The sequence below is a fragment of the Gammaproteobacteria bacterium genome, from assembly GCA_016199745.1.
In the GTDB taxonomy this organism is placed as follows: Bacteria; Pseudomonadota; Gammaproteobacteria; order Acidiferrobacterales; family Sulfurifustaceae; genus JACQFZ01.
Genome location: JACQFZ010000022.1, coordinates 346392 through 368400 on the forward strand (window position 1 = coordinate 346392; position 22009 = coordinate 368400).

Below are 22009 nucleotides of genomic sequence, written 5' to 3' on the forward strand. Positions count from 1 at the left end.
ATCCGTCTTTATTCCATCGATGTGCGATCTTGCTGGCGTTGTTGGTGACCGGCATGTCTGCGGTCGCCGATGAATTTCCGCCGTCTATTACAGAAGCACTCAAGCGCCACGGATTATCTCGTCAGGGTTTGAGTGTCTATGTGCACGTGTTGGGCGAGCGCGAACCGCGGTTGGCCGTTGCCGCCGATGTCCCGCGTAATCCGGCGTCCGTGCTGAAGTTGGTAACGACATTGGCGGCGCTCGAGGAGCTGGGACCGGCATATCAATGGAAGACGGAACTGTATGGTACTGCACCGGTGCATGATGGCCGGCTGGACGGTGACTTATATATTAAAGGTTACGGCGATCCGTATTTGGTGATGGAGCACTTCTGGCGCATGCTCCGCGAGGCGCGTTTAGCGGGGCTGCAGACTATCGCCGGTGATCTAGTGCTCGATCAGAGCTACTTCGCCGAGGCGGAAGGTGAGCCGGGTGATTTTGACGGTCAGGCGACGCGTCCTTACAACGTACTGCCGCGCGCATTGTTGGTAAATTTCCAGGCGGTACATTTTCGCTTGCTGCCACAATCATCGCAGCAATTGCGCGTCATCGCCGACCCTCCGGTGCCATTCGAGAACCGCATTAAATTGCTCGCCGGTCCTTGCGGTTCTAACGGCCGCGACTGGTCTATTCGGCAGAACGATAAATCGCCGACCCAGCTACTGTTAGTGGGAAGCTACCGCGCCGATTGCGGCGAGGACCAGTTATTTCGGGTGCTGTCCGAGCCTGGGCCGTATATCTACGGCCTGTTTCAAACGCTATGGCGGGAGCAGGGTGGGCAATTGTTGGGCAAATGGCGCGAGGCGCCAATTCCGCCACAGGCAACATTGCTGCAGACCTTCCACTCGCCGACGCTCGCGGAAGTGGTGCGTTCAATCAATAAGTACAGTAACAACGTTATGGCACGGCAGCTGTTGTTGACGCTCGGCGCCGAGCGTTATGGCGCGCCGGCCACTGTAGATAAGGGCGTGCAGGCGGTACGTGATTGGTTGCAGCAACGCGGGCTGGTTTTCCCGGAGCTCATTCTCGAAAACGGCGCGGGATTATCGCGTGCCGAGCGCATCTCGGCACGTAGCCTGGGGCGGTTGCTGCAAGCAGCGTTCGATGGGCCCTATATGCCCGAGTTTGTATCGGCACTGCCGGTATCAGCCGTTGATGGCACATTGGCGCACCGGTTTAACGGCCCGCTGGCCGGTCGTATGCACTTGAAGACCGGCAGCCTCAATGATGTGCGCAGCGTCGCCGGTTATGTGTTGGATTCCGCCGGTCGCCGCGTCATCGTGGTGATCCTGCACAATGATCGGCGCGCCGAGGGTATCGCTGGATTGGCCGTGCAACAGGCGGTGCTTGAATGGGTATTTGGCTCCACCCCATTGCCGGAGACTACGACTGGCCAAAGTGTCACTAATACTAAGTATTAATATATTTACGCAGCGGCCGCGGGGCTTTAGGTTGTGCCTGTGGGGCACTCGGTTTAGGCTTCGAGCGCGTTATTCGGCAGCTTCCTATACTGGAATTTAATTAAGGTGGGCCAGTCGTCGCATCGGTCCTTTCAGCTTTCTTCTTGTAGGTGACGTTACATGGTAGAGAAGTTTATCAACGCAACCCTCAGCGACACGGCAGACGAGAAAAGCCTTCCCATTCTCGAAGGCACCCTTGGTCCTGCTGCGGTCGATATTCAGCACCTGTATGCGCGCCACAATATCCTCGCTTACGACCCGGGTTTCCGTTCAACCGCATCGACGAAGAGTGCCATTACTTTTGTCGATGGCGATAACGGCGTGTTGCTTTACCGTGGTTATCCGATCGAACAGCTGGCCGAGCACAGCCACTTCACCGAAGTTGCTTATCTATTAATGAATGGTGAGCTGCCGGACACCCAGTCGATGGTCAAGTTCGAGTCGTCGCTGCGGCACCACAATTTGCTTCATGAACAAGTGATGTCGTTCTACCGTGGGTTCCGCCGTGATGCGCATCCAATGGCGGTCATGGTTGGCGTCGTCGGCGCGTTGTCGGCGTTTTACCACGACGTGATGGACGTGCAGAAACCGGAAGACCGGATCAATGCTGCCATGCGCCTCATCGCCAAAATGCCGATGATTGCCGCTGCCAGTTTTACCTATTCCATCGGTCGGCCGCAGCGTTATCCGATCAACAAGCTCGACTACAGCGCCAACTTCCTGCAAATGATGTTCGGCCGACCGACCGAAGAGTACGAAGTCGATCCGGTGCTGGCGCGGGCGTTCGATGTCATCTTGATCCTCCATGCCGATCATGAGCAGAACGCTTCGACCTCGACCGTGCGTCTAGCGGCGTCGTCGGGCGCGAACCCGTTCGCCTGTATCGCCGCCGGTATCGCCTCGCTCTGGGGTCCGGCGCATGGTGGCGCCAACGAGGCGGTGCTGAAGATGTTGGGCGAAATCGGTTCGGTGGAGAACATTCCGCGCGCGATTGCGCGGGCTAAGGACAAGAACGATTCGTTCCGGTTGATGGGCTTCGGTCATCGCGTGTACAAGAACTTCGACCCGCGCTCGCGCGTGATCCAGGGTCAGGCGAAGAAAGTGCTGGAGCATCTCGGTAAGAGCGATCCACTGCTCGATGTGGCAATGCACTTGGAAGAGATTGCGCTCAAGGACGAGTACTTCGTCGAGCGTAAGCTCTACCCGAACGTCGATTTCTATTCCGGCATTCTGCTGCGTGCCATGGGCTTCCCGATGAACATGTTTACCGCCGTGTTCGCGCTCGCGCGTACCGCCGGTTGGGTTAGTCATTGGCTCGAGCTGCAGGAGGGGGCACATGGTATCGATCGGCCGCGCCAGCTCTACGTTGGCAAGACCCTGCGGCACTACCCGCAAGCACCGGTACGGCGCGCCGGATTGAAATAACTTCATCGGCGCTACCGTTCGGTCAACGACGCCCGCTATGCCGCGGGCGTCGGCTTTTTATCGGTTCGCTCTTGCGTCCCGCCCCTGGGTGCTGAAAGAATTCCGACCGCTTTAAAGACCTACATTAAATAATTAAGGGAGGGCCCGATGATTCGTTTTTTGGCAATCATATTGGCGTTGGCGACGTTTTCCATGGGTTGTGCCTCCATGGCGGCGACTTCCGGCCGCGTCGTGATTCAAGACAGCAACGCGTCGGTCGATATCGGCATCAATGCGCATGACCGCGCCGTCATTGAAGATTACTACCAACCGAAGAAGAAAAAGAACAAAGGGATTCCGCCCGGCCATGCGAAGCGCGGCGGCGGTTTACCGCCGGGGCTCGCCAAGCGTGGCAAGGTTCCGCCGGGTTTCCAGGGCGAGCCGTTACCGGTTGAGTTGGAGCGTCAGCTGACACCGTTGCCGGCGGGCTATGTGCGGGTCCATGTCGATCACGATATCGTATTGTTCAATAGGAACACGCGTGTCGTATTCGATATATTGCACGACTTGCCGCTCTAAATGACGTCAGGCTGCCGACCGCACATGCTGACCTATAGCAGCGGTCAGCCGCGGACGGTGTCGCGCCCACTTAAACTAATCAAGAAGAAAAACCCTACATGAAATCACAAGCTCGGCGATGGCTGTATTGGCTGGTCGGATTGGTCGGCGCGACATTATTGAGCGCAGCCGCCGAAGCCGCGGTGATGCACGATTCGGCGCTTTCCTGGCGTACGCTCAAGGGCGTGCATTTTATGGTGCACTACGCCGACGGCAACGAAGCGCAGGCGCGCGAAGTAATGGCCATCGCCGAGCGCGTGCACGAACGCTTGAGTCCCGTCTTCAATTGGCAACCGGTCGGCCCGACCGAGATCGTGCTGTCGGATGAATACGATCTATCCAACGGTGCCGCCACGTTCTTCCCGGCCGATCGAGTTTTTTTATGGTTGGTGCCACCGGACGATCTCAACACGCTCGAAGAGCATGCGGGTTGGCTCGAAACCGTCATCGAGCACGAATACACCCATATCCTGCATCTCGACAAAGCGCGCGGTGCTCCGCGCGTGTTGCGGTCGGTGTTCGGGCGCATGCCGTTGTTGTTTCCGAATGCCTATGAACCGCTATGGGTGATTGAAGGGCTGGCGGTCCATCAAGAGACCGACAGAAGCCGCGGTATCGGTCGCGGCCAGAGCAGCATGTTCGACATGTACATGCGCATGGAAGTCGAAGGCGGGATGAAGTCGCTAAATCAGGCCAGTCTGCAGATCGATACTTGGCCGGCTGGCGTGGTGCCTTATCTCTACGGTGTGCAGTTCTACGATTACCTGGCAGCGCAGTACGGCGCGGATAAACCGGCAAAATGGGTCAACCAGCACAGTGGCTGGATTCCGATTGCTTGCTTCGTGGCGCCGTGCGATTCCATCGGCATGCGCCGCACCACCGGCGGTAAATCGCTTGGCCAAGTGTGGGACGGTTTTACCGCCGACCGTAAAACCCATTACGGCGAACAACTCAGCACAATTCGTAACCGCGGCGAACATGCCGGCGAGCGCTTGAGTCACGATGGGTACATGGCGGCACAGGCACGCACCTTGGCCGATGGGACGGTCTTCTATACCGCCTTCGACGGCCGTAATCGGCCGGCGGTGATGGTGCGCCGGCCGGACGCTAAAGAATCCGAGCACTTGGCGGACGTGAATTTCGGCGCGCGTATCGATGCGCATCCGAGCGCCGGCGTATTGGTGGCGCAGCCGGAACGCTGCCGCAACGCGCTTATTCGCTACGATCTCTATCGGATTGATCCCCGCGACGGCGACCGTAAACGTCTAACCGAGTGTGCACGCTACCGGCATGCCGTCTGGAGTCCGGATGGCAACCGCATCGCCGCCGTACATAACGCCGACGGACAGACGCGACTCGATCTGCTCGACGCCGATGGCAAGTTGCTTGAGTCGGCTTGGCAGGGCACCGACGGTGAAGTTATCAGCGACCTCGATTGGTCGCCCGATGGCGCTACGCTCGTCGCTGCCGTTTGGCGCCGCGCTAGCCGTTGGAACCTCGAGCAGTTCTCGCTAGCGACGCACACCTGGCAAGCATTGACGCGCGACAGCGCCATCGATGCCCAGCCGCATTACACGCAAGACGGCAAGGGCGTATTGTTCAGCTCGGATCACGGCGGAGTCTACAACTTGCGCCGGCTCGATCTTGCCAGCGGCCGTATCGATACGCTGACCAACGTTACCGGCGGTGCGTTTTATCCGGCTGAAGACAAGTCCGGCGATATCTATTACATCGGCTACGGCGCGCAAGGCTTCGACCTTTATCGCGTTGTGCCGGCGAAGTTAGCGACGCCGGTGGCGGTGGTTAAGGCGTCGGTGCCGGAAGCGCCACGTGTAGCGCCAGCGGGCGACGGTGTTGTCGAGGACTACAGCCCGTGGCGCGGTCTATGGCCGCGGTGGTGGTTTCCGTACTTGGCGGTGGAAGCAGGGCGTACCGAGATTGGTGTGACCACCAGCGGCGCCGATGCGCTGCAACGCCACAGCTATGCGTTGACCGCCGCCTACGATACGTCGGTCCACTCTACCATCGGCCAATTCTCTTATATTTACGATCGCTGGTGGCCGATCTTCAAGCTGAGTGCCGGCCGCGAAGATCTTTTTACGCGCGATGACGACGATGAGGTATTGCGCGTACGTGGCGAAGACACGCTGCAGGGCGAAGTTGTATTGCCATGGCTTAGTTTGGATTCGCGGTGGTCGCTGCACGTCGGCGCGGTGACGGATCGGGAATCGGATATCCAGCAGTATCACGACACCGCGCCGCGCGCCGACACTAAGGATGAGCTCGCTGGCGTGGCGCTGTTGTGGGAAACCGCCGAGCGCTTTCCGTTGTCCGTCAGCCGCAGTCACGGCCGTGAAGTGCGGCTGGTGGCAGAAAGCAGCGACGCCTTCAGCAGCGACTACACTGGTAATATTTATACGTTCGACTGGCGCGAGTTCTTAGCGCTCGGTGGCGAGCACGTGCTGGCGCTGCGGTTCGTCGAAGGATGGGGCACGGATCAGCCACGTCCGTTCAAGCTCGGCGGCAGCAAAGGCTCAGATGAAGCGCCATCGGTGTTGGCCGACGCGGGGCTCGGTTCGCCGTTCAACATCCGCCGTTATGCCTTGCGTGGCTATCCCGATGGACGTGCCGACATGCAAGGCCGGCGCGCGCAAATCGCCACCGTTGAATGGCGTTTCCCGATTGCGCGCCTCGAGCGGACGTTCATCACGCCGCCGATCGGTTTGCATCAACTGGCCGGCACGGTGTTCGTTGACAGCGGCGGCGTATGGACCGACGGCAGCAATCCGGACGAGCGCAAGACCGGCGCCGGTTTCGAGCTGAATACCGATGCGGCCTTCAACTATTGGCTACGGCTGGACCTGCGCCTGGGTTACGCGCACGGCTTCGATGACGGCGGCAAGGACGAAGTGTACTTGCACTTGGGCTCGTCGTTTTAAACGGAGAGACGGATACAAGGCACATGCGACACGGCAGACGGCGCGACACGTGCATTGCGAGGCATGGTATTCACGGCCATGATCTAAGCATTGCCGTGCCCGCCAGTTGTGCTGATCGCGACGAGTGCGAGAATATCCGCCCCCTTTTTGCCGTTGCCGAGTGACACGCCGTTGGAAAAACAAGCGGGCGAGTTAACCCTGCCAATCTCGGCCTGGTCCGCCTGGGCGCCGGGATTGGAGTCGGCAGTAGCCTGGCGTTCTTGGGCTGTTGGCGAGCTCTCTCCTGGTGCTGAAGGTTCCCCGTCGTTGAGCTTTGTCGAGCCGATGCTGCGCCGGCGGCTCGGGCGTACCGCACGTATGGCGTTGCATGTCGCCGAGGAGTGCACCCGCGGTCGTGAATCGGTGCGGACGGTGTTCGCTTCGCGTCACGGTGAGCTGCATCGCACGGTCCGCATGTTGCGTGAGCTGAGCAGCGGCAACGAGCCGTCGCCGACCGATTTTTCGTTGTCGGTACACAATGCCGCTGCCGGCATTTATTCGATTACGCGGCGCGATCATTCGCCCAGTATCGCCGTCAGTGCCAGTGAAGAGAGCTTTGGCTACGGCCTGATCGAGGCAGCGACGCAGTGGCTACGCGATCCGAGCCAAGCGGTATTGTTGGTTTATGCCGACGAGCCGGTGCCGACTGAGTATCGTACGTTCGTCGATACCGAAGAGTGTCCGCATGCGTTAGCGTTGTTGCTGGCGCCTACGTCCGATTCACCGCAAGCGGTCGTGCGTTTGCGCCGTATGTCGTCAACCGGAGAGCGTTCGCCTGAGATGCAATCGCTGGCGTTCCTGCGTTCGTGGGCGCTGAAGGTCGCGCAGGCGAGCTGGAGCGGCGACCGTTGTCGTTGGGAGTGGGGCGTCGCGTGAAGTTTCTGGTCTATTTTTGGCGGTTGAGTGTACTAGCGTTCTGTTTTGCCTGTTTTGGCATCGGTGGTTTTTTAATGCGGTTCACGCTGTTGCCGGTGATCCGCTGGACGCCCGGTAGCGAGCGCGAATGCCATCTGCGCGCCCGCCGGCTGATCCACAGCATCTTCGCCTCCTTGGTGGCGTTGCTGCGCGTGACCGGAGTCATGCGCTTGACCGGCGACAACATCGAGGCATTGCGGGATAGCCGCCAAAAGCTGGTATTGGCCAACCACCCGTCCTATTTGGACGTGGTAATCCTGCTGGCGGCCATGCCCGAGGCGGAATGCGTGGTAAAGCAGGGCCTGTGGAATAGCTGGTATTTCGGCGGTGTGGTGCGGGCGGTCGGCTATATTAGTAATGCGGATTCCGATCGATTGGTGGATGACTGTGCCGCCGCCCTAGCCAAGGGCAGCCCAATGCTGATCTTTCCCGAAGGGACCCGCACGGTCCATGGCCAGTCGTTACAGTTTCAGCGGGGCGCGGCCCGGATTGCGTTGCGGAGCGGGGCAGAGATCCTGCCGGTGATTATTAGCTGTGACCCGCCGGTTTGGGGTAAGGGATTTAGCTTGTGGGCTATTGCCAAGCAGCAATTCCATATTAATTTTGAGGTAAAATCGCCGCTTCGCTTACAAGATCTGGGATGGCAGGGAGAGCCGGAAACCCTAGCGGCGCGGCGGTTGACGAAGCGTCTTGAAGCCTATTTTACATCTGCCATAGAGAGCCATGACCGACCTGCACCTGGAAATCAAGCGAATGATCATCGAGGCGTTGAATCTGGAGGACCTAACGCCGGAGGACATCGACAACGACGCACCGTTATTCGGTAGCGACGGTCTCGGTCTCGATTCGATCGACGCACTCGAGCTGGGCGTTGCCCTACGCAAGAAGTACCGGATCACGCTGGAAGCCGAAGATCCGCGCATTAAGACGTATTTTCGGTCCGTCAGCACGCTGGCGCAGTTGTTGCAGGAACGTAGCACTGCCTCGTCATGACGAACGCCCAAGCCAAAGGTGCAACGATGTTGCTGAACGACGACCAGATTTATGCCCAGCTGAAAACTATCTTGATGGATTCGTTCGAGATCGAAGAAAGCCAGATCTCGCCACAAGCGAATCTGTTTCAGGATCTCGACCTCGATAGCATCGACGGTGTCGACCTTGCGATCAAACTGCAAGAGCTAACCGGCAAGCGTATCAAGCCCGAAGAGTTCAAGAGCGTGCGCACCGTCGGTGACGTCATTGTCACTGTGCAGCGTCTCATGACTAGTTGACCGCAGGTTAAGACGATGGCCTGGTCCGCGGCGGTACGCGCCGCGTCGTTGGTTCTCTACCCGCTGGCTGTCTACTTTGCCCTCGAGTACGTAGAAGTCCGCTATCTCGGTATCGCGTTGCTGGTGGTGCTGTTGTTGCGCCATCGGCGGCAAGCGCGCACGTTCATGGCCGGCTTGGAATGGGCTGGACCGGCGTTGATCAGCATCGTCGGCGTATTCGCGGCATTGGTTTGGTGGACGAATAACGAGCTGTTGCTGCGGCTTTATCCGGCGTTGCTCAACGCCGTTACGCTCTCATTATTTGCCTTCACGATATATCGCCCACCGAGCATGATCGAACGGTTCGCGCGTCTCGAGCAACCGGAGTTGCCGCCGGATGGAGTGCGTTACACCAAGCGCCTAACGTGGGTGTGGTGTGGTTTTTTAACTGCCAACGGTTCGATCGCGGTTTACACGGCGTTGTTCATGTCGCGCGAAGCATGGGCGCTATATAACGGCCTGATCGCTTATATATTGATGGGCGCCTTGTTATTGGGTGAGCGTGTATTTCGTCGTTATTGGTTGGCGCGCGGGAACACGTCGTGACGTCGTTGTTGCAATTGTTCGTCGGTACCCGACCGGATTCGCAGCCACTGGCATATCGCGGCGCGGCGGTACTGTCGTGGCAAGATTTTCGCGCGCGCGTTGCCGGCGTGGCAGCGCAGTTGTCGAACCGGCCGGAAACGAGTTGGGCACTGTGCAGCGACGACGCCTATCATTTCATATGCGGTTTCTTCGGCGCTGTATTGAGCGGCAAGCGCGTCGTTATCCCGCCCAACTTTCAGCCGGGCACACTCGCGTCGCTAACTAACGACGCGCAAGGTTGGATCGTCGATCGCCGCGACCACCCGTGTCCTGCGGGTGCGCGTGTCGTCGTCGGTGAAATGTCGACGTCATTGGCGACCGGCGTTATCGCTGGCGATGCTGCGATCGATCTCTATACCTCCGGTACCACCGGCACGCCGAAACGCATTCGCAAAAATTTGCTGCAGCTCGCCGCCGAGATCGACGTGTTGGAACAAGTTTGGGGCGAGACATTGGCAACGTCGACTGTCGTCGGCACGGTGCCGCATCACCATATATATGGTTTGTTGTTTCGTTTGCTGTGGCCGCTCGCGGCTGGCCGGCCGTTCGATGTGATGGCTTGCAGCGGTCCGGATGAGTTGCTGCCGCGACTGCGCCAGTTCGGTCGGGCGGTGATCGTGTCGAGCCCAGCGCAACTGAGTCGCTTGCCGGAGTTGATGGATCTAACAATGTTGGCAGCGCACGCGCGTTTGGTATTTTCCTCCGGCGGTCCGTTGTCGCCGAAGACGGCGCAGATCTACCGCGGCGCCATCGGTTGCGCGCCGACCGAGGTTTACGGCAGCAGCGAAACCGGCGGTATCGGTTGGCGGATACAGACCGACGACAACGATGGTGATGCGTGGACGCCGTTGCCGCGTGTCGCCGTGCGCCGCGGCGACGACGGTGCGTTGCACGTGCGTTCACCGTTCGCGGGCGCTGACGCCGAGCTCGCTACGGCCGACGCTGTCGATAGGTTGGCCGACGGCCGCTTTCGCTTGCGCGGACGCTTGGATCGAGTCGTCAAAATCGAAGAGAAGCGGTTGTCGTTGACCGAGATGGAAGAGCGTCTGCGTGGCCACCCGTGGGTACGCGACGCCGGCGTTGTACCGGTCGACGGCGCTCGTCGTCTGCTCGGCGCCGTGGTCGCATTGACGGCCGAAGGCCGGGAACGGCTGGTACACGCGGGAAAGCGGACGACCAGCGGCGAGCTTAAGCAATTTCTTGGTCAATACTATGAATTGCCACTGTTACCGCGGCGTTGGCGCTTTCCCGAGGTTATGCCGCTTAATGAGCGTGGCAAGGTATCATCCGCGCTCCTTTTGGCCCTGCTGGCCCAAACCGAACCGTGAACAAGAACAACCCGCTGCTAGCACCACAAATCCTGCACGAGACGCGCGCTGACGCGGCGGTTCGGCTGCGCCTGCGGTTGACGCCGGATCTCGAATTCTTCGCCGGTCATTTTCCGGACTGGCCGATCCTGCCGGGCGTGGTGCAAGTCCATTGGGCGATCGCGCTCGGGCAACGGTACTTGGGTGTGACCGGTGTATTTCGCGGCTTGGACAATCTGAAGTTCCATCGCGTCACGCCACCCGAGACCGAACTCGATCTCGATCTGCAGTATCACGTCGAACGTAATTTGCTGGCGTTCGCTTATGGCAACGACGGCGGCAAATATTCTTCCGGCCGTATCGTCTTCGGCACACCCCCATGACTTTCCGCCCTTGCATCGTCATCCCGGTCTATAACCACAAAGACGCGATCGGTCCGACGGTTGCGGCATTGCGGCTTCATGGGTTGACGATATATCTGATCAACGATGGCAGCGATGAACCGACGCGTGCGCGATTGATCGAAATTGCCGCCAGTGAACCGTTAGTGCGACTACTGCATCTGGCGGAAAACGGTGGCAAAGGCGCGGCCGTGATCCGCGGTTTGCGGCAAGCGCTGGCCGACGGCTTCACGCACGCGTTGCAGATCGATGCCGATGGTCAGCACGACACCAACGATGTGCCCAAGTTTCTCGCCGAAGGGACGACCGACCCGACCGCGGTCGTCTGCGGCCAACCGATCTACGACGAGTCGGTGCCGAAGGCGCGATTGTATGGACGTTATCTGACGCATTTTTGGGTTTGGGTCGAAACCCTGTCGTTCGCCATCAAAGATTCGATGTGTGGTTTCCGTCTATATCCGTTGGCGCGCACGTGGGAGGTCGTCGACAACGCCGCCGTACCGACACGCATGGATTTCGACATCGTCATCATCGTCCGCTTGGCGTGGGCCGGTATGCCGGTGGTCAATGTGCCGACGCGCGTGCGTTATCCGTTGGACGGCGTCTCGCATTTCGATATGTGGCGCGACAATCTGCGCATCTCCGGCGCGCATACGCGTTTGGTCGGCGGCATGTTGTTGCGTTTGCCGATGTTGCTGGCGCGCAACTTCAAACGCTCGGCGAAGTCGTCGCATTGGTGGCGCACGTCCGAGCGCGGCAGTTATCTCGGCATCTTGATCGTCTTCTTTACCTTTCGATTGCTCGGCCGGCGGGTCGCGCGCTGGCTGCTATTTCCCATCGTCGGTTACTTCTTCGTCACCGGCGGTCGCGCCCGGCGCGCGTCAGCGCTTTACTTGCAGCGGCTCTATGCGCACACCGGTCCGACGCCGGCGTTGCCGGCGCCGCCGACTTGGCGCGACAGTTGGCGGCATATGTTCGCTTTCGCCGAATCGAATCTGGACAAGCTAGCCGCCTGGCTCGGCCGTATCGATCTGACGCAAGTGGATTTCCCCGATCGCGCACAGCTCGACGCGATTATCGCCAGCAAGCGCGGTGCATTGTTGGTCGGTTCGCACGTCGGCAGCTTGGAATTCCTGCGTGCCTTGGCGCTCTACAGCGGGATCCGTTCGCTCAATGTGCTGACGCATATCGAGAACGCAGCGCGGTTCAATCGTATGTTAGAAAACTCGAACGATGCGTTTCGGCTCAACTTGATTCCGATCGCCAAGGTCGGACCCGACACCGCCGTGTTGTTGCACGAGCGGCTCGATCGCGGCGAATTGTTGGTCATCGCCGGCGATCGTACGCCGCCTGGCAGCCGCTCGGTGAAGGCATCGTTCCTCGGGCACGAAGCGGCGTTCGCGCAGGGCCCGTTGGTGTTGGCGGCGGTGCTGGGTTGTCCGGTGTACTTGCTGTTCTGCCGGCGCGAAGGCGCACGCTACCGCATTTCTTTCGAGCCGCTGTGCGAGCGCCTGGAGTTACCGCGACGCGGACGCGAAGAAGTGCTGCGGGGTTATGTCCAGCGTTACGCCCAGCGGATCGAATACCACTGCGCACAATCGCCGTACGAGTGGTTCAATTTTTACGATTTCTGGGGCGAAGCCGTCGATACCGCGGCACCCGAGAAAAGAGGAGTGGCGTTGCCATGAGTACGATGAGATCCAAGCCCAGCGCGTCCGATTCGGTGAGCGCGAAACCTGCCGCCGAGCAGCAACCGATATCGATCGGCGGTCGCGCGCTTACGATTGAAGACGTGATCGCGATCGCCCGGCGCCGGTGCAGCGTCGCTTTGAGTCGCGAGCCGGCGTTCGTCGAACGCATCCGCCATAGCGCTGCGTTTCTCGATGAAGTGCTCGCAAGCGGCGGCACGGTCTACGGCGTTAATACCGGCTACGGCGATTCGTGCTCAGTCGAGATCCCGCGACATTTGGTGGCTGAGCTACCGCATCACCTGGTGCGTTATCACGGTTGCGGCCTCGGCGCTTATCTCGACGAGGAGTCGGCGCTGGCAGTGTTGGCGGCGCGCTTGAACTCGTTGTCGCAAGGTTACTCCGGCGTGCGCTGGGTGTTGCTCGAACGGTTGGCGCAACTCATCAATGATCGCATCCTGCCGCGCATCCCGTGCGAAGGTTCGGTCGGCGCCAGCGGCGATCTGACGCCGTTGTCATACGTCGCGGCAACACTGATCGGTGAACGCGAGGTCATCCACGGTGGCCGCGTGCGGCCGGCGGCGCAGGTGTGGGCCGAGCGCGGCGTGACGCCACTGACACTGGCGCCAAAAGAAGGTTTAGCAATCATGAACGGCACGGCCGTCATGACGGCGTTGGCCTGTCTGGCGTGGGATCGGGCGCAATATCTGACGCGCTTGAGTGCGCGGCTGACGTCATTGGCGGCGCTCGGAATGCGTGGCAATCGCGATCATTTTCATCCGAAATTATTTGCTGCTAAACCGCATCGCGGGCAAGCGGAGATTGCGGAATGGATCTATGCCGATATGGCGGTCACCGGCCCGAACGGCAACGGCGCGCGCTTGCAGGATCGCTATTCGATCCGCTGTGCGCCGCACGTGATCGGCGTGTTACGCGACGCGTTGCCGTGGATGCGGCGCGATCTCGAAAACGAACTGAACAGCGCTAACGACAATCCGCTGGTCGATGCCGACGAGCGCTTGGTGTTGCACGGTGGCCATTTCTACGGGGGCCATATCGCTTTCGTCATGGACGCGATGAAGACGGCGGTGGCGAGCGTCGCCGATTTGATGGATCGGCAGATGGCGTTGCTGGTCGACGGCAAATTCAATCACGGCTTGCCGCAGAATTTGTCCGGCGCATCGCCCGAGCGCGCGCCGATCAATCACGGCTTCAAAGCAGTACAGATCTCGGTGTCGGCGTGGACTGCCGAGGCGCTGAAACTGACGATGCCGGCGACCGCGTTCTCGCGTTCGACCGAATCGCACAATCAAGACAAGGTCAGCATGGGTACGATCGCCGCGCGCGATTGCTTGCGCGTGCTCGAGCTGACCGAACAAGTGGCGGCGGCGATGATGCTGGCGACCTACCAAGGCATTTTGCTGCGCGAGCGCCAAGGCGAGCTCAACCGTAGCGCGCTGACGCCGGAGGTGCGTAGTTTCCTCGAAGGTACGCGACTGCATTTCGAGTTCCTTGAAGAAGATCGCCGGCTCGACGAAACGCTGTTGTTCTTCGTCGAAGCGATTCGTGCACAGGCGTGGTCGCTGTATCCGTAATATTTTATGGTGATACCGATGTTGATTAAACGTCCCCCTCTCCCCTTGCGGGAGAGGGGACAGGGGAGAGGGGGCATCGTCGGCAACCTCTATGACTCCCCCTCTCCCTCGTTCCCTCTCCCGCAAGGGGAGAGGGAAGCTCTTCGTTGAGCGGTCTGCTGTGGCGTCAAAACCGAAACAATCCCAGTTGCGAGCCGAGGTTGAAATCGAGGTGCCGTTCCACGACGTCGATCCGATGGAAGTGGTGTGGCACGGTCACTATGCCAAGTATTGCGAGCACGCGCGTACGCGATTGTTGCAAATGTTGGATTACGACTACCCACAAATGCGCGCCTCCGGCTTTCTCTGGCCGGTGGTTCACTATCAGCTGAAGTTCGTGCGACCGGCGCGATACGGCCAGCGTCTGCAAGCACAAGCGTGGTTACTGGAATACGAATACCGACTGAAAATCGGTTATGAGATCAACGACGCCGCGACCGGCGAGCGTTTGACCAAGGGCTACACCGTGCAAGTGGCGGTGGCGATATCGACCGGCGAGATGCAATACGCCTCGCCGAATATATTAGTGGAATGCGTGGAGCGGTGTCGATGAAACGGATTATTGGATTTGTTGTTGCCTTGTTGTTATTGCCGCTGCCGGTGCGTAGTGACGACGCGTCGTTCAAAAAAATTGCCACCGGCTTGAGCCAAGCGGCGGTATTGCGCGCGCAGTTCACCCAGACCAAAACCATTCCGGCGTTGACGCGGCCGATTACGACCTCCGGCCGATTCGTCTATGGGCGCGGTCAAGGCGTCTTGTGGACGGTCGAGCAGCCTTATCAGGCGCGTTACGCGCTCGACGAGAACGGTGTCAGCGAGGTCGGTCCGAGCGGCACACGTCTGCGCGCCGCGTCGCAGCCGGGTATGCAGCATGTCGGTCGAGTGTTGCGCGCATTGCTCGAGCCGGACATCGCCGCGCTCGAACAGTATTTCACGGCCAGCACCAGCGGTGCCGCCAATCGCTGGGAATTATTGCTGACGCCGAAGACGGCGTTGCGCCAGGCGTTCAAGACCGTGCGCTTACGCGGCGGGCGCTTTGTCGAAGAGGTGTTGCTCGACGAGGCCAATGGTGACACGACGCTAATCCGCTTCCGGCAAACGCAAGAGGCAACGTCGCTCGACGCTGCCGAGCGACGTGCACTGGCGCGCGAATGATCCGTGTCCGCGCGGTCGGCGCCGCGCTGTTACTGTTGGCGGTCGTGGCCATGCTTGCTGCGTGGTTCAGTGAGCATGCGCCGGCCATCAAAGTGCAGACTAATCTGTTGGCGCTATTGCCCAACACCGGTCGCAGTCCGGCGGTCGAGCGCGCGGCGTCGAAGCTGGAAGATCAATGGACCCGCCGGCTGGTTTTTCTTATCGGCCATGCCTCGCCGGCAACGGCGCAGCAGAATGCGCGTAAATTCGCACAAGCGCTGACAACCAACAACGACATCGTCGGTGATGTTCATTATCAATTTCCTACCCCTGATTTGGCGATGCTGCGAGAGGCCTATCGGCCGTATCGCTTTCAGTTGTTGACCGAAGCGGATCGCGGCATTGCCGGCGATCCACGGCAATTCGTGCAGCAGCGTTTACAGCAGCGGCTTTACGATCCGTTTCGCGCCGGTTTCGGTACGCCGCTGCAGCAGGATCCGCTCGGATTATTCGATGGTTACTTGGCGTCATTGCCGTTGCTGCGCGCCAATAGCACGCTCGAATTTACCGACGGTTGGCTGCTGGCGCATGACAGCGATCGCACATTTGTGGTGCTGTCGGCCGCGATCAATGCCTCGCCGCACGACTCCGCGGCGCAACAACGATTGCAGGTGGTGTTTAACGGCGCCTACGGTGCGCTCGATCGCGATGTGACGGTACTGCGCACCGGCGCGGCGTTTTATGCCATCGCCGCGCGCGAAAGTGCCGAGCGCGAGCTGCATTTGATCGGCATCGGCTCGCTCGTCGGTATCGCCTTGATGTTGTATCTGGTGTTTCGCTCGTTCCGGCCGATTCTGTTCGGGTTGTTGTCGGTGGCGATCGGCATCGGTGCGGCGATCGTCGTTACCGTGCTCGTCTTCGGCGAAGTGCATCTAATTACGCTGGTGTTCGGTGCCAGCTTGCTCGGCGAAGCGGTCGACTATGCGATCCAATATTATGCGGCGCGCCTGGATGCGGGTCCGAGCTGGGACGCGCGCCGTGGGTTGCGGGCAGTGTTGCCCGGCATCAGCATCGCCGTTATCACCAGCGTGCTCGGCTACGGCGCATTGGCGCTGGCGCCGTTTCCCGGATTGCGCCAGATCGCATTGTTTTCCATCGTCGGTTTGGTAACGGCGTACGTTGTCGTCGTATTGTTGCTGCCATGGGTAACACGGGCGCCGGCACGGCGGCGGCCGCAAGCGTTGTTACAAGCGGCCGAACGTACCTTGGCCGGCGTCGAACGTTACGCGTCGGCGCGGGTGCGCTGGTTAGTGATAATCGCTATCGTTGCCATTTCGTTGCCGGGTTGGTGGCAGCTGACGAGCGACGACAACGTGCGCTTACTGATCAATCCGCCGAAGCAGTTGGCCGACGAGGAAGTAGCGGTGCGTCGTCTGACCGGCCTCGATCAGGGCGGACAGTTCTTTCTGGTCGAAGGGCGCGACCCGCAACAGCTATTGGAACGGGAAGAAGCGTTGACCCCGCGGCTGCGCGAGCTCGAAGGCCGCGGCTTGTTGACGCAGCACCAGGCGGTCAGCGACTTCGTGCCATCACGCAAACATCAGCAGCAGAATTACGTTTGGTACGGGGCGCAGGTATTCGCACCGACCGCCGAACTCACGCGCGTGCTGGCGACGCAAGGTTTTCGTGCCGACGTGGCCCAGCGTTACGGCGCCGACTACCGACAGTCGGCGACACAACGCTTGGAGCCGGCGGCTTGGCTTGCTTGGCCGGGCACGGTGCCATGGCGTCACCTATGGTTAGGGGAGGACGTCGACGGTTACGCATCGGTCGTGACGCTGTCCGGCTTCAAGTCGGTCGCCGTGTTGGAACCGGCGGCGCAAGATTTACCCGGTGTCACACTCGTCAACAAGGCTGGCGACGTATCCAAATTATTCCGTAAGTATCGTGAGCTCGGTAGCGGTGCATTGGCGATCGCCATTCTGTTGATATTCGCTGTGCTTATTTGGCGTTATCGGTTGCGCGCCGCCGCGCATACGTTGTTGCCGACGTTGTCCGCGTTGGTCGCAACCGTTGCGTATTGCGGCTATCGGCACACGCCGTTGACGCTGTTCAACATCATGGCGCTGTTGCTGGTGCTCGGTGTCGGCGTGAATTACACGATATTCCTACGCGAGGGTATCGGTCGCCGCGGTGCGGTGTTGCTCGGTGTACTGTTATCGGCCGCGACCACGTTGTTGTCGTTCGGGCTGCTCGGTTGGAGCTCGACGCCGGCGCTGAGTCAGTTCGGTTCGACCTTGTTCGTCGGGATCGTCGTGACGGTGCTGTTGGCGCCGCTCCTCGGTATAAGCGTTCGCCAGGAAAGTCGATGAAAAAAATTTGGCTCGTTGTCCCGTTATTCGCGTTGTTGGGTTGCGCCGGTGTGCGCCCGCTCGATGCGTGTACTTCGCTCGGTGCCGCCGGTTATTGCTTGCAAGCCAATGGTCCGACGTTAGCGGCCGCGCAATCGGTTGAGTTATCGTCGGCCGACAGCAAGGCGCGCTTTATCGTGCACTTGGAAACCGACGCGAACGGGATGCGCATGGTGGGGCTGACGCCGCTCGGTCAGCGTGTCTGGTTGATCCGTTTCGATTACGCCGGTAAAGAAATTTCCGCCGACATGCCCGCCGGCGGTGGTGTCGATGCACGGCAAATTTTGGCCGGCTTGCAGTTGGCGCTGTGGCCGTTACCGCAGGCGCGCGCTGGGCTGCAGGGAGCGAACGCGCAGTTGCGCGAAACCGATGGCATGCGTCAGCTGCTCGCTGGCGATGCCGTCGTTTTCAGCGCGAGTTGCGACGGCCAGCGCCCCACATGTCGTCGTGCGCGTTTGCGTTACCTGGATTTGGGTTACGAGCTCGCCATCGAGACATTGGATTAGTGCACGCTATGACGGATCGACCGATTTGTTATCTGCATAACTTAGGTATCCTTAGCGCCGTCGGTCATGGTAAGGCGGCGGTGTGGGCCGGGCTGATGCGCGCCGATACCAGCGGCATGGTGCTGACGTCCGATTGGCACGCGACTAAGTCGTCACGCGTCGGTCGCGTGGCAGCGCCGTTGCCGGACATCGCCGATTCCTTGAGTGCCTATCGTTGCCGGGCCAATGCGTTATTACTAGCCGCTGCCGACGAGATCCGCGCCGATATCGACGCGGCGATTGCCCGCTTCGGCCGCGATCGTGTCGGCATCGTCATCGGCACGAGCACCTCCGGTATCGCCGAGGGCGAGGCCGCGATCAGTGCGCTCGCCAACGGCGAGCCGCTGTCGGCGTTTCACTACGGACAACAGGAAATCGGCGGTCCCGCCCCATTTCTGGCAGCGGCGTTGAACATCGATGGTCCGGCCTACGTCGTTTCGACCGCCTGTACCTCGAGTGCCAAGGCACTGGCTTGTGCGCGACATTTGCTGTGGAGCGGTTTGTGCGACGCGGTCATCGCCGGCGGCGCCGATTCGTTGTGCCGGCTTACGGTCGGCGGTTTCGGTTCGCTCGAGCTGACCACCAGCGAGCTGTGCAATCCGCTTAGCCGCAACCGCCGTGGTATCAACATCGGCGAGGGGGCGGCGCTGTTCCTGATATCGCGCGAGCCCGGGCCGGTGGCGCTGCTCGGGGTCGGCGAATCGAGCGATGCGCACCATATCTCGGCGCCCGACCCGGAAGGCAAGGGCGCCGAGCTTTCGTTGCGGGCGGCGCTGGCCGATGCTGCCCTCCAACCGACCCAGGTGGACTACATTAATTTGCATGGGACGGCGACGCCGCAAAACGATTTTATGGAGGCCTGGGCGGTCAGCCGCGTGTTCGGCATGCAGGTTCCTTGCAGCTCGACCAAGCCGTTCACCGGCCACACCCTCGGCGCCGCCGGCGCGATCGAGGCCGGGTTTTGTTGGCTTGCTTTGTCCGGCTACAATACCGCGCACGCGGCGCCACCCCACATCTGGGATGGCGTGGCCGATCCGCAGCTTCCGCCGATCACATTGGCGGATACGACCACACGGTTGCCGCAGCGCCGTCCGAGAATCATGGTGAGCAATTCGTTCGCATTCGGTGGTAACAATATTAGTTTGGTGTTGAGCGATCGCTCGTGACGCAAGAGTTGCTTCCTCCCATTGAACAATTGCTGCTGCATCGCGGCGCCATGCTGCTGGTCGACCGCGTCACTGTCGCCGACGGCGATCGCTTGTCGGTCGAAACGACGGTGCGATCGACGATGTGGTATGCCGACGCCGACGGTAATATGCCGGCCTGGGTTGGCATCGAATTGATGGCGCAAGCCATCGCCGCTTATTTTGGTTTATGGCAATTGCGCCACGGCCTGCCGATCAAAATCGGTTTTCTACTCGGTACCCGCAAGTACGTTTGCAGCGTGCCGGTGTTTACCGGCGGTGCGGTGCTCGACATAACGGCCGACATGCAGTATCGCGAACCGAACGGTCTCGGTGCGTTCGATTGTTACATCGATAACCGCGGCGAGCGCTTGGCGACGGCGATGATCAAAGTGTACGAACCGGAAGACATCAAGAAGTTTATGGAAGAGACACCATCGTGACGCGGCGCGTGTTAGTGACGGGATCGAGCCGCGGTATCGGTCGCGCGATTGCAACACGACTGGCGGCCGACGGTTTCGCCGTCACCGTGCATTGCCGGCGCTCGCGCGACCAAGGCGAACGCTTGGTCGAAGAGCTCAAGGCGCGCGGTACGACCGCCGATTTGCTCGTGTTCGATGTTAACGATCGCGACGTTGCCCGTACTGCCTTGACCGAAGCGGTCGAGCGCGACGGGGCTTATTATGGCGTCGTCTGCAACGCCGGCATCTCCCGCGACAACACCTTCGCCGCCTTAAGTGGCGACGACTGGGACGAGGTAATTAGTACCAGTCTCAACGGCTTTTACAATGTGTTGCATCCGCTCATCATGCCCATGGTATGGCTGCGCAAGGGCGGCCGCATCGTCACCTTGGCGTCCGTTTCCGGCGTCATCGGCAATCGCGGGCAAGTCAATTACAGCGCCGCCAAGGCCGGCATCATCGGCGCTACCAAGGCGTTGGCGGTCGAGCTTGCCAGCCGCAGCATCGCCGTCAATTGTGTCGCGCCGGGACTGGTCGAGACCGAAATGTTGCAAGACCTGTCGGTGGAAGAGGCGCTCAAGCTGGTACCGATGCAACGTGTCGGCAAGCCGCACGAGGTCGCCGCCTTAGTCGCATTCTTGATGTCAGACCCGGCGGCTTACATCACGCGCCAAGTCATCGGCATTAACGGTGGGATCGCTTAGATGAAACGCGTCGTCGTTACCGGCATGGGTGGTATTACCGCGCTCGGTCAGCGTTGGGCGCAGATCGAACAGCGGCTGCGCGCGCGGCAGAGCGCGGTTCGGCAGATTCAGGAATTCGATAAGTACGTCGATATGCACACCCGGTTGGGCGCGCCGGTTCTCGACTTTCAAGTGCCCGAACATTATCCACGCCGCACCGTGCGCTCGATGGGTCGAGTCGCATTGTTGTCGGTACGCGCCAGTGAACTGGCACTCGAAGATGCCGGTCTGCTCAACGATCCGATCATTCGCGATGGTCGCATGGGGATTGCCTACGGCTCGTCGTTCGGCAGTGCCGAACCGCTGCCGGCATTCGGTCGCATGATCGAGACCGGCAAGATGCAGGGCGTAACGTCGACCACCTACATCCAAATCATGAGCCATACCGGCGCCGTCAATATCGGCCTGTATTTCGGTTTGCGCGGTCGTCTGATCCCAACGAGCACCGCCTGTACCTCGGGCAGTCAGGCAATCGGTTACGCCTACGAAGCGATTAAGTTCGGTCGGCAGCAGTTGATGGTTGCCGGCGGTTCGGAAGAATTCGGTGTTGCCGGCGTCGCGGTGTTCGACAGTTTATTCGCCACCAGCACGCGCAACGACAAACCCGAGCTGACTCCGCGGCCGTTCGATCGTGCGCGCGACGGTTTAGTAGTCGGTGAGGGCGCTGGGACGTTGATACTCGAAGAGCTCGAGCATGCCAAGGCGCGTGGCGCCAAGATATACGCCGAAGTCGTTGGCTTTGGCTGTAATTCTGACGGCGCGCATGTCACGCAACCGGAGGCGGCGACCATGGCGGTAGCCATGGAGCTGGCGCTCAAAGACGCTGGCTTGCCGGCATCGGCGATCGGTTACGTCAATGCGCATGGCACCGCCACCGATCGCGGTGACATCGCCGAGTCACGCGCGACCCATCAGGTTTTCGGCAGTCGTATTCCGATCAGTTCACTGAAGAGCTATATCGGCCATACGCTCGGCGCTTGCGGTTCGATCGAGGCATGGCTGACGATCGAAATGATGCGTAATGGCTGGTACTCGCCGACGATCAATCTCGATGACATCGATCCTGCTTGTGCCGAGCTGCAATATATTCGTGGCGACGGAGCCGTCATGCAAAACGAGCATGTCATGAGCAACAACTTTGCATTCGGCGGGATCAATACATCGCTCGTCTTTAAACGGCTTTGAGAGTGGG

21 protein-coding genes are annotated in these 22009 nt (G+C 60.2%); all 21 read left to right on the forward strand.

Going from position 1 to position 22009, the window contains the following annotated elements; translation table 11 throughout:
- The first annotated feature begins 29 nt into the window (after positions 1 to 29).
- A complete protein-coding gene (dacB, locus tag HY308_06535) occupies positions 30 to 1460 on the forward strand; it encodes a D-alanyl-D-alanine carboxypeptidase/D-alanyl-D-alanine-endopeptidase (GenBank protein MBI3897938.1) in 1431 nt (476 codons plus the stop codon).
- A 159-nt stretch (positions 1461 to 1619) separates the two neighbouring features.
- Positions 1620 to 2924 carry a citrate synthase gene (locus tag HY308_06540; GenBank protein ID MBI3897939.1) on the forward strand — a complete coding sequence of 435 codons (1305 nt, stop codon included), beginning with the start codon at positions 1620 to 1622 and terminating at the stop codon, positions 2922 to 2924.
- Between the two features lie 147 nt (positions 2925 to 3071).
- The gene (locus HY308_06545) at positions 3072 to 3482 is read left to right on the forward strand and encodes a hypothetical protein (GenBank protein MBI3897940.1); all 411 of its coding nucleotides are present in this window, start codon (positions 3072 to 3074) and stop codon (positions 3480 to 3482) included.
- Positions 3483 to 3580: 98 nt separating this feature from the next.
- A complete protein-coding gene (locus HY308_06550) occupies positions 3581 to 6460 on the forward strand; it encodes a hypothetical protein (protein MBI3897941.1) in 2880 nt (959 codons plus the stop codon).
- A gap of 171 nt (positions 6461 to 6631) precedes the next feature.
- On the forward strand, positions 6632 to 7375 hold the full coding sequence (locus HY308_06555; GenBank protein MBI3897942.1) for a beta-ketoacyl synthase chain length factor: 744 nt from the start codon (positions 6632 to 6634) through the stop codon (positions 7373 to 7375).
- Entirely contained in the window at positions 7372 to 8241 is an 870-nt protein-coding gene (locus tag HY308_06560; protein ID MBI3897943.1) for a 1-acyl-sn-glycerol-3-phosphate acyltransferase, read from the forward strand. Before HY308_06555 ends, HY308_06560 begins: the two co-directional genes overlap by 4 nt.
- Positions 8138 to 8407, forward strand: a complete 270-nt coding sequence (locus HY308_06565) for an acyl carrier protein (GenBank protein ID MBI3897944.1) — start codon at positions 8138 to 8140, stop codon at positions 8405 to 8407. The genes HY308_06560 and HY308_06565 overlap by 104 nt, the downstream gene beginning before the upstream one ends.
- Before the next feature lie 26 nt (positions 8408 to 8433).
- Positions 8434 to 8685, forward strand: a complete 252-nt coding sequence (locus HY308_06570) for an acyl carrier protein (protein MBI3897945.1) — start codon at positions 8434 to 8436, stop codon at positions 8683 to 8685.
- A gap of 15 nt (positions 8686 to 8700) precedes the next feature.
- Positions 8701 to 9270 carry a hypothetical protein gene (locus tag HY308_06575; protein ID MBI3897946.1) on the forward strand — a complete coding sequence of 190 codons (570 nt, stop codon included), beginning with the start codon at positions 8701 to 8703 and terminating at the stop codon, positions 9268 to 9270.
- Positions 9267 to 10637: an acyl--CoA ligase gene (locus HY308_06580; protein MBI3897947.1), complete on the forward strand. Its 1371-nt coding sequence runs from the start codon at positions 9267 to 9269 to the stop codon at positions 10635 to 10637. Before HY308_06575 ends, HY308_06580 begins: the two co-directional genes overlap by 4 nt.
- A complete protein-coding gene (locus HY308_06585; GenBank protein MBI3897948.1) occupies positions 10634 to 10999 on the forward strand; it encodes a beta-hydroxyacyl-ACP dehydratase in 366 nt (121 codons plus the stop codon). Before HY308_06580 ends, HY308_06585 begins: the two co-directional genes overlap by 4 nt.
- Entirely contained in the window at positions 10996 to 12705 is a 1710-nt protein-coding gene (locus HY308_06590; GenBank protein ID MBI3897949.1) for a glycosyltransferase family 2 protein, read from the forward strand. Before HY308_06585 ends, HY308_06590 begins: the two co-directional genes overlap by 4 nt.
- Before the next feature lie 5 nt (positions 12706 to 12710).
- On the forward strand, positions 12711 to 14300 hold the full coding sequence (locus tag HY308_06595; GenBank protein ID MBI3897950.1) for an aromatic amino acid lyase: 1590 nt from the start codon (positions 12711 to 12713) through the stop codon (positions 14298 to 14300).
- A gap of 91 nt (positions 14301 to 14391) precedes the next feature.
- Positions 14392 to 14892, forward strand: coding sequence for an acyl-CoA thioesterase (locus HY308_06600; GenBank protein MBI3897951.1), 501 nt, complete (start codon positions 14392 to 14394; stop codon positions 14890 to 14892).
- Complete coding sequence (locus tag HY308_06605; GenBank protein MBI3897952.1) at positions 14889 to 15494, forward strand: outer membrane lipoprotein carrier protein LolA; 606 nt, start codon at positions 14889 to 14891, stop codon at positions 15492 to 15494. Before HY308_06600 ends, HY308_06605 begins: the two co-directional genes overlap by 4 nt.
- Entirely contained in the window at positions 15491 to 17845 is a 2355-nt protein-coding gene (locus HY308_06610) for an MMPL family transporter (protein MBI3897953.1), read from the forward strand. The genes HY308_06605 and HY308_06610 overlap by 4 nt, the downstream gene beginning before the upstream one ends.
- Entirely contained in the window at positions 17842 to 18390 is a 549-nt protein-coding gene (locus HY308_06615; protein MBI3897954.1) for a DUF3261 domain-containing protein, read from the forward strand. The genes HY308_06610 and HY308_06615 overlap by 4 nt, the downstream gene beginning before the upstream one ends.
- An 8-nt stretch (positions 18391 to 18398) precedes the next feature.
- Complete coding sequence (locus tag HY308_06620; GenBank protein MBI3897955.1) at positions 18399 to 19595, forward strand: beta-ketoacyl-ACP synthase; 1197 nt, start codon at positions 18399 to 18401, stop codon at positions 19593 to 19595.
- A 50-nt stretch (positions 19596 to 19645) separates the two neighbouring features.
- Complete coding sequence (locus tag HY308_06625; protein MBI3897956.1) at positions 19646 to 20056, forward strand: beta-hydroxyacyl-ACP dehydratase; 411 nt, start codon at positions 19646 to 19648, stop codon at positions 20054 to 20056.
- Positions 20053 to 20778 (forward strand): 3-oxoacyl-ACP reductase FabG, encoded by a 726-nt coding sequence (gene fabG / locus HY308_06630; GenBank protein ID MBI3897957.1) that lies wholly within the window; start codon positions 20053 to 20055, stop codon positions 20776 to 20778. Before HY308_06625 ends, fabG begins: the two co-directional genes overlap by 4 nt.
- Positions 20779 to 22002: a beta-ketoacyl-ACP synthase gene (locus HY308_06635; protein MBI3897958.1), complete on the forward strand. Its 1224-nt coding sequence runs from the start codon at positions 20779 to 20781 to the stop codon at positions 22000 to 22002.
- The last annotated feature ends 7 nt before the right edge of the window (positions 22003 to 22009 follow it).

What these genes read in the sequence shown, in the direction of transcription:
- HY308_06545 (MBI3897940.1), top strand. Translation starts at nt 3,072, where the DNA reads ATGATTCGTTTTTTGGCAATCATATTGGCGTTGGCGACGTTTTCCATG.
- HY308_06600 (MBI3897951.1), top strand. Translation starts at nt 14,392, where the DNA reads ATGACTCCCCCTCTCCCTCGTTCCCTCTCCCGCAAGGGGAGAGGGAAG.
- HY308_06610 (MBI3897953.1), top strand. Translation starts at nt 15,491, where the DNA reads ATGATCCGTGTCCGCGCGGTCGGCGCCGCGCTGTTACTGTTGGCGGTC.
- HY308_06615 (MBI3897954.1), top strand. Translation starts at nt 17,842, where the DNA reads ATGAAAAAAATTTGGCTCGTTGTCCCGTTATTCGCGTTGTTGGGTTGC.
- HY308_06635 (MBI3897958.1), top strand. Translation starts at nt 20,779, where the DNA reads ATGAAACGCGTCGTCGTTACCGGCATGGGTGGTATTACCGCGCTCGGT.
- HY308_06540 (MBI3897939.1), top strand. Translation starts at nt 1,620, where the DNA reads ATGGTAGAGAAGTTTATCAACGCAACCCTCAGCGACACGGCAGACGAG.
- HY308_06575 (MBI3897946.1), top strand. Translation starts at nt 8,701, where the DNA reads ATGGCCTGGTCCGCGGCGGTACGCGCCGCGTCGTTGGTTCTCTACCCG.
- HY308_06620 (MBI3897955.1), top strand. Translation starts at nt 18,399, where the DNA reads ATGACGGATCGACCGATTTGTTATCTGCATAACTTAGGTATCCTTAGC.
- HY308_06565 (MBI3897944.1), top strand. Translation starts at nt 8,138, where the DNA reads ATGACCGACCTGCACCTGGAAATCAAGCGAATGATCATCGAGGCGTTG.
- HY308_06595 (MBI3897950.1), top strand. Translation starts at nt 12,711, where the DNA reads ATGAGATCCAAGCCCAGCGCGTCCGATTCGGTGAGCGCGAAACCTGCC.
- HY308_06590 (MBI3897949.1), top strand. Translation starts at nt 10,996, where the DNA reads ATGACTTTCCGCCCTTGCATCGTCATCCCGGTCTATAACCACAAAGAC.
- HY308_06550 (MBI3897941.1), top strand. Translation starts at nt 3,581, where the DNA reads ATGAAATCACAAGCTCGGCGATGGCTGTATTGGCTGGTCGGATTGGTC.
- HY308_06605 (MBI3897952.1), top strand. Translation starts at nt 14,889, where the DNA reads ATGAAACGGATTATTGGATTTGTTGTTGCCTTGTTGTTATTGCCGCTG.
- HY308_06570 (MBI3897945.1), top strand. Translation starts at nt 8,434, where the DNA reads ATGTTGCTGAACGACGACCAGATTTATGCCCAGCTGAAAACTATCTTG.
- HY308_06625 (MBI3897956.1), top strand. Translation starts at nt 19,646, where the DNA reads ATGCTGCTGGTCGACCGCGTCACTGTCGCCGACGGCGATCGCTTGTCG.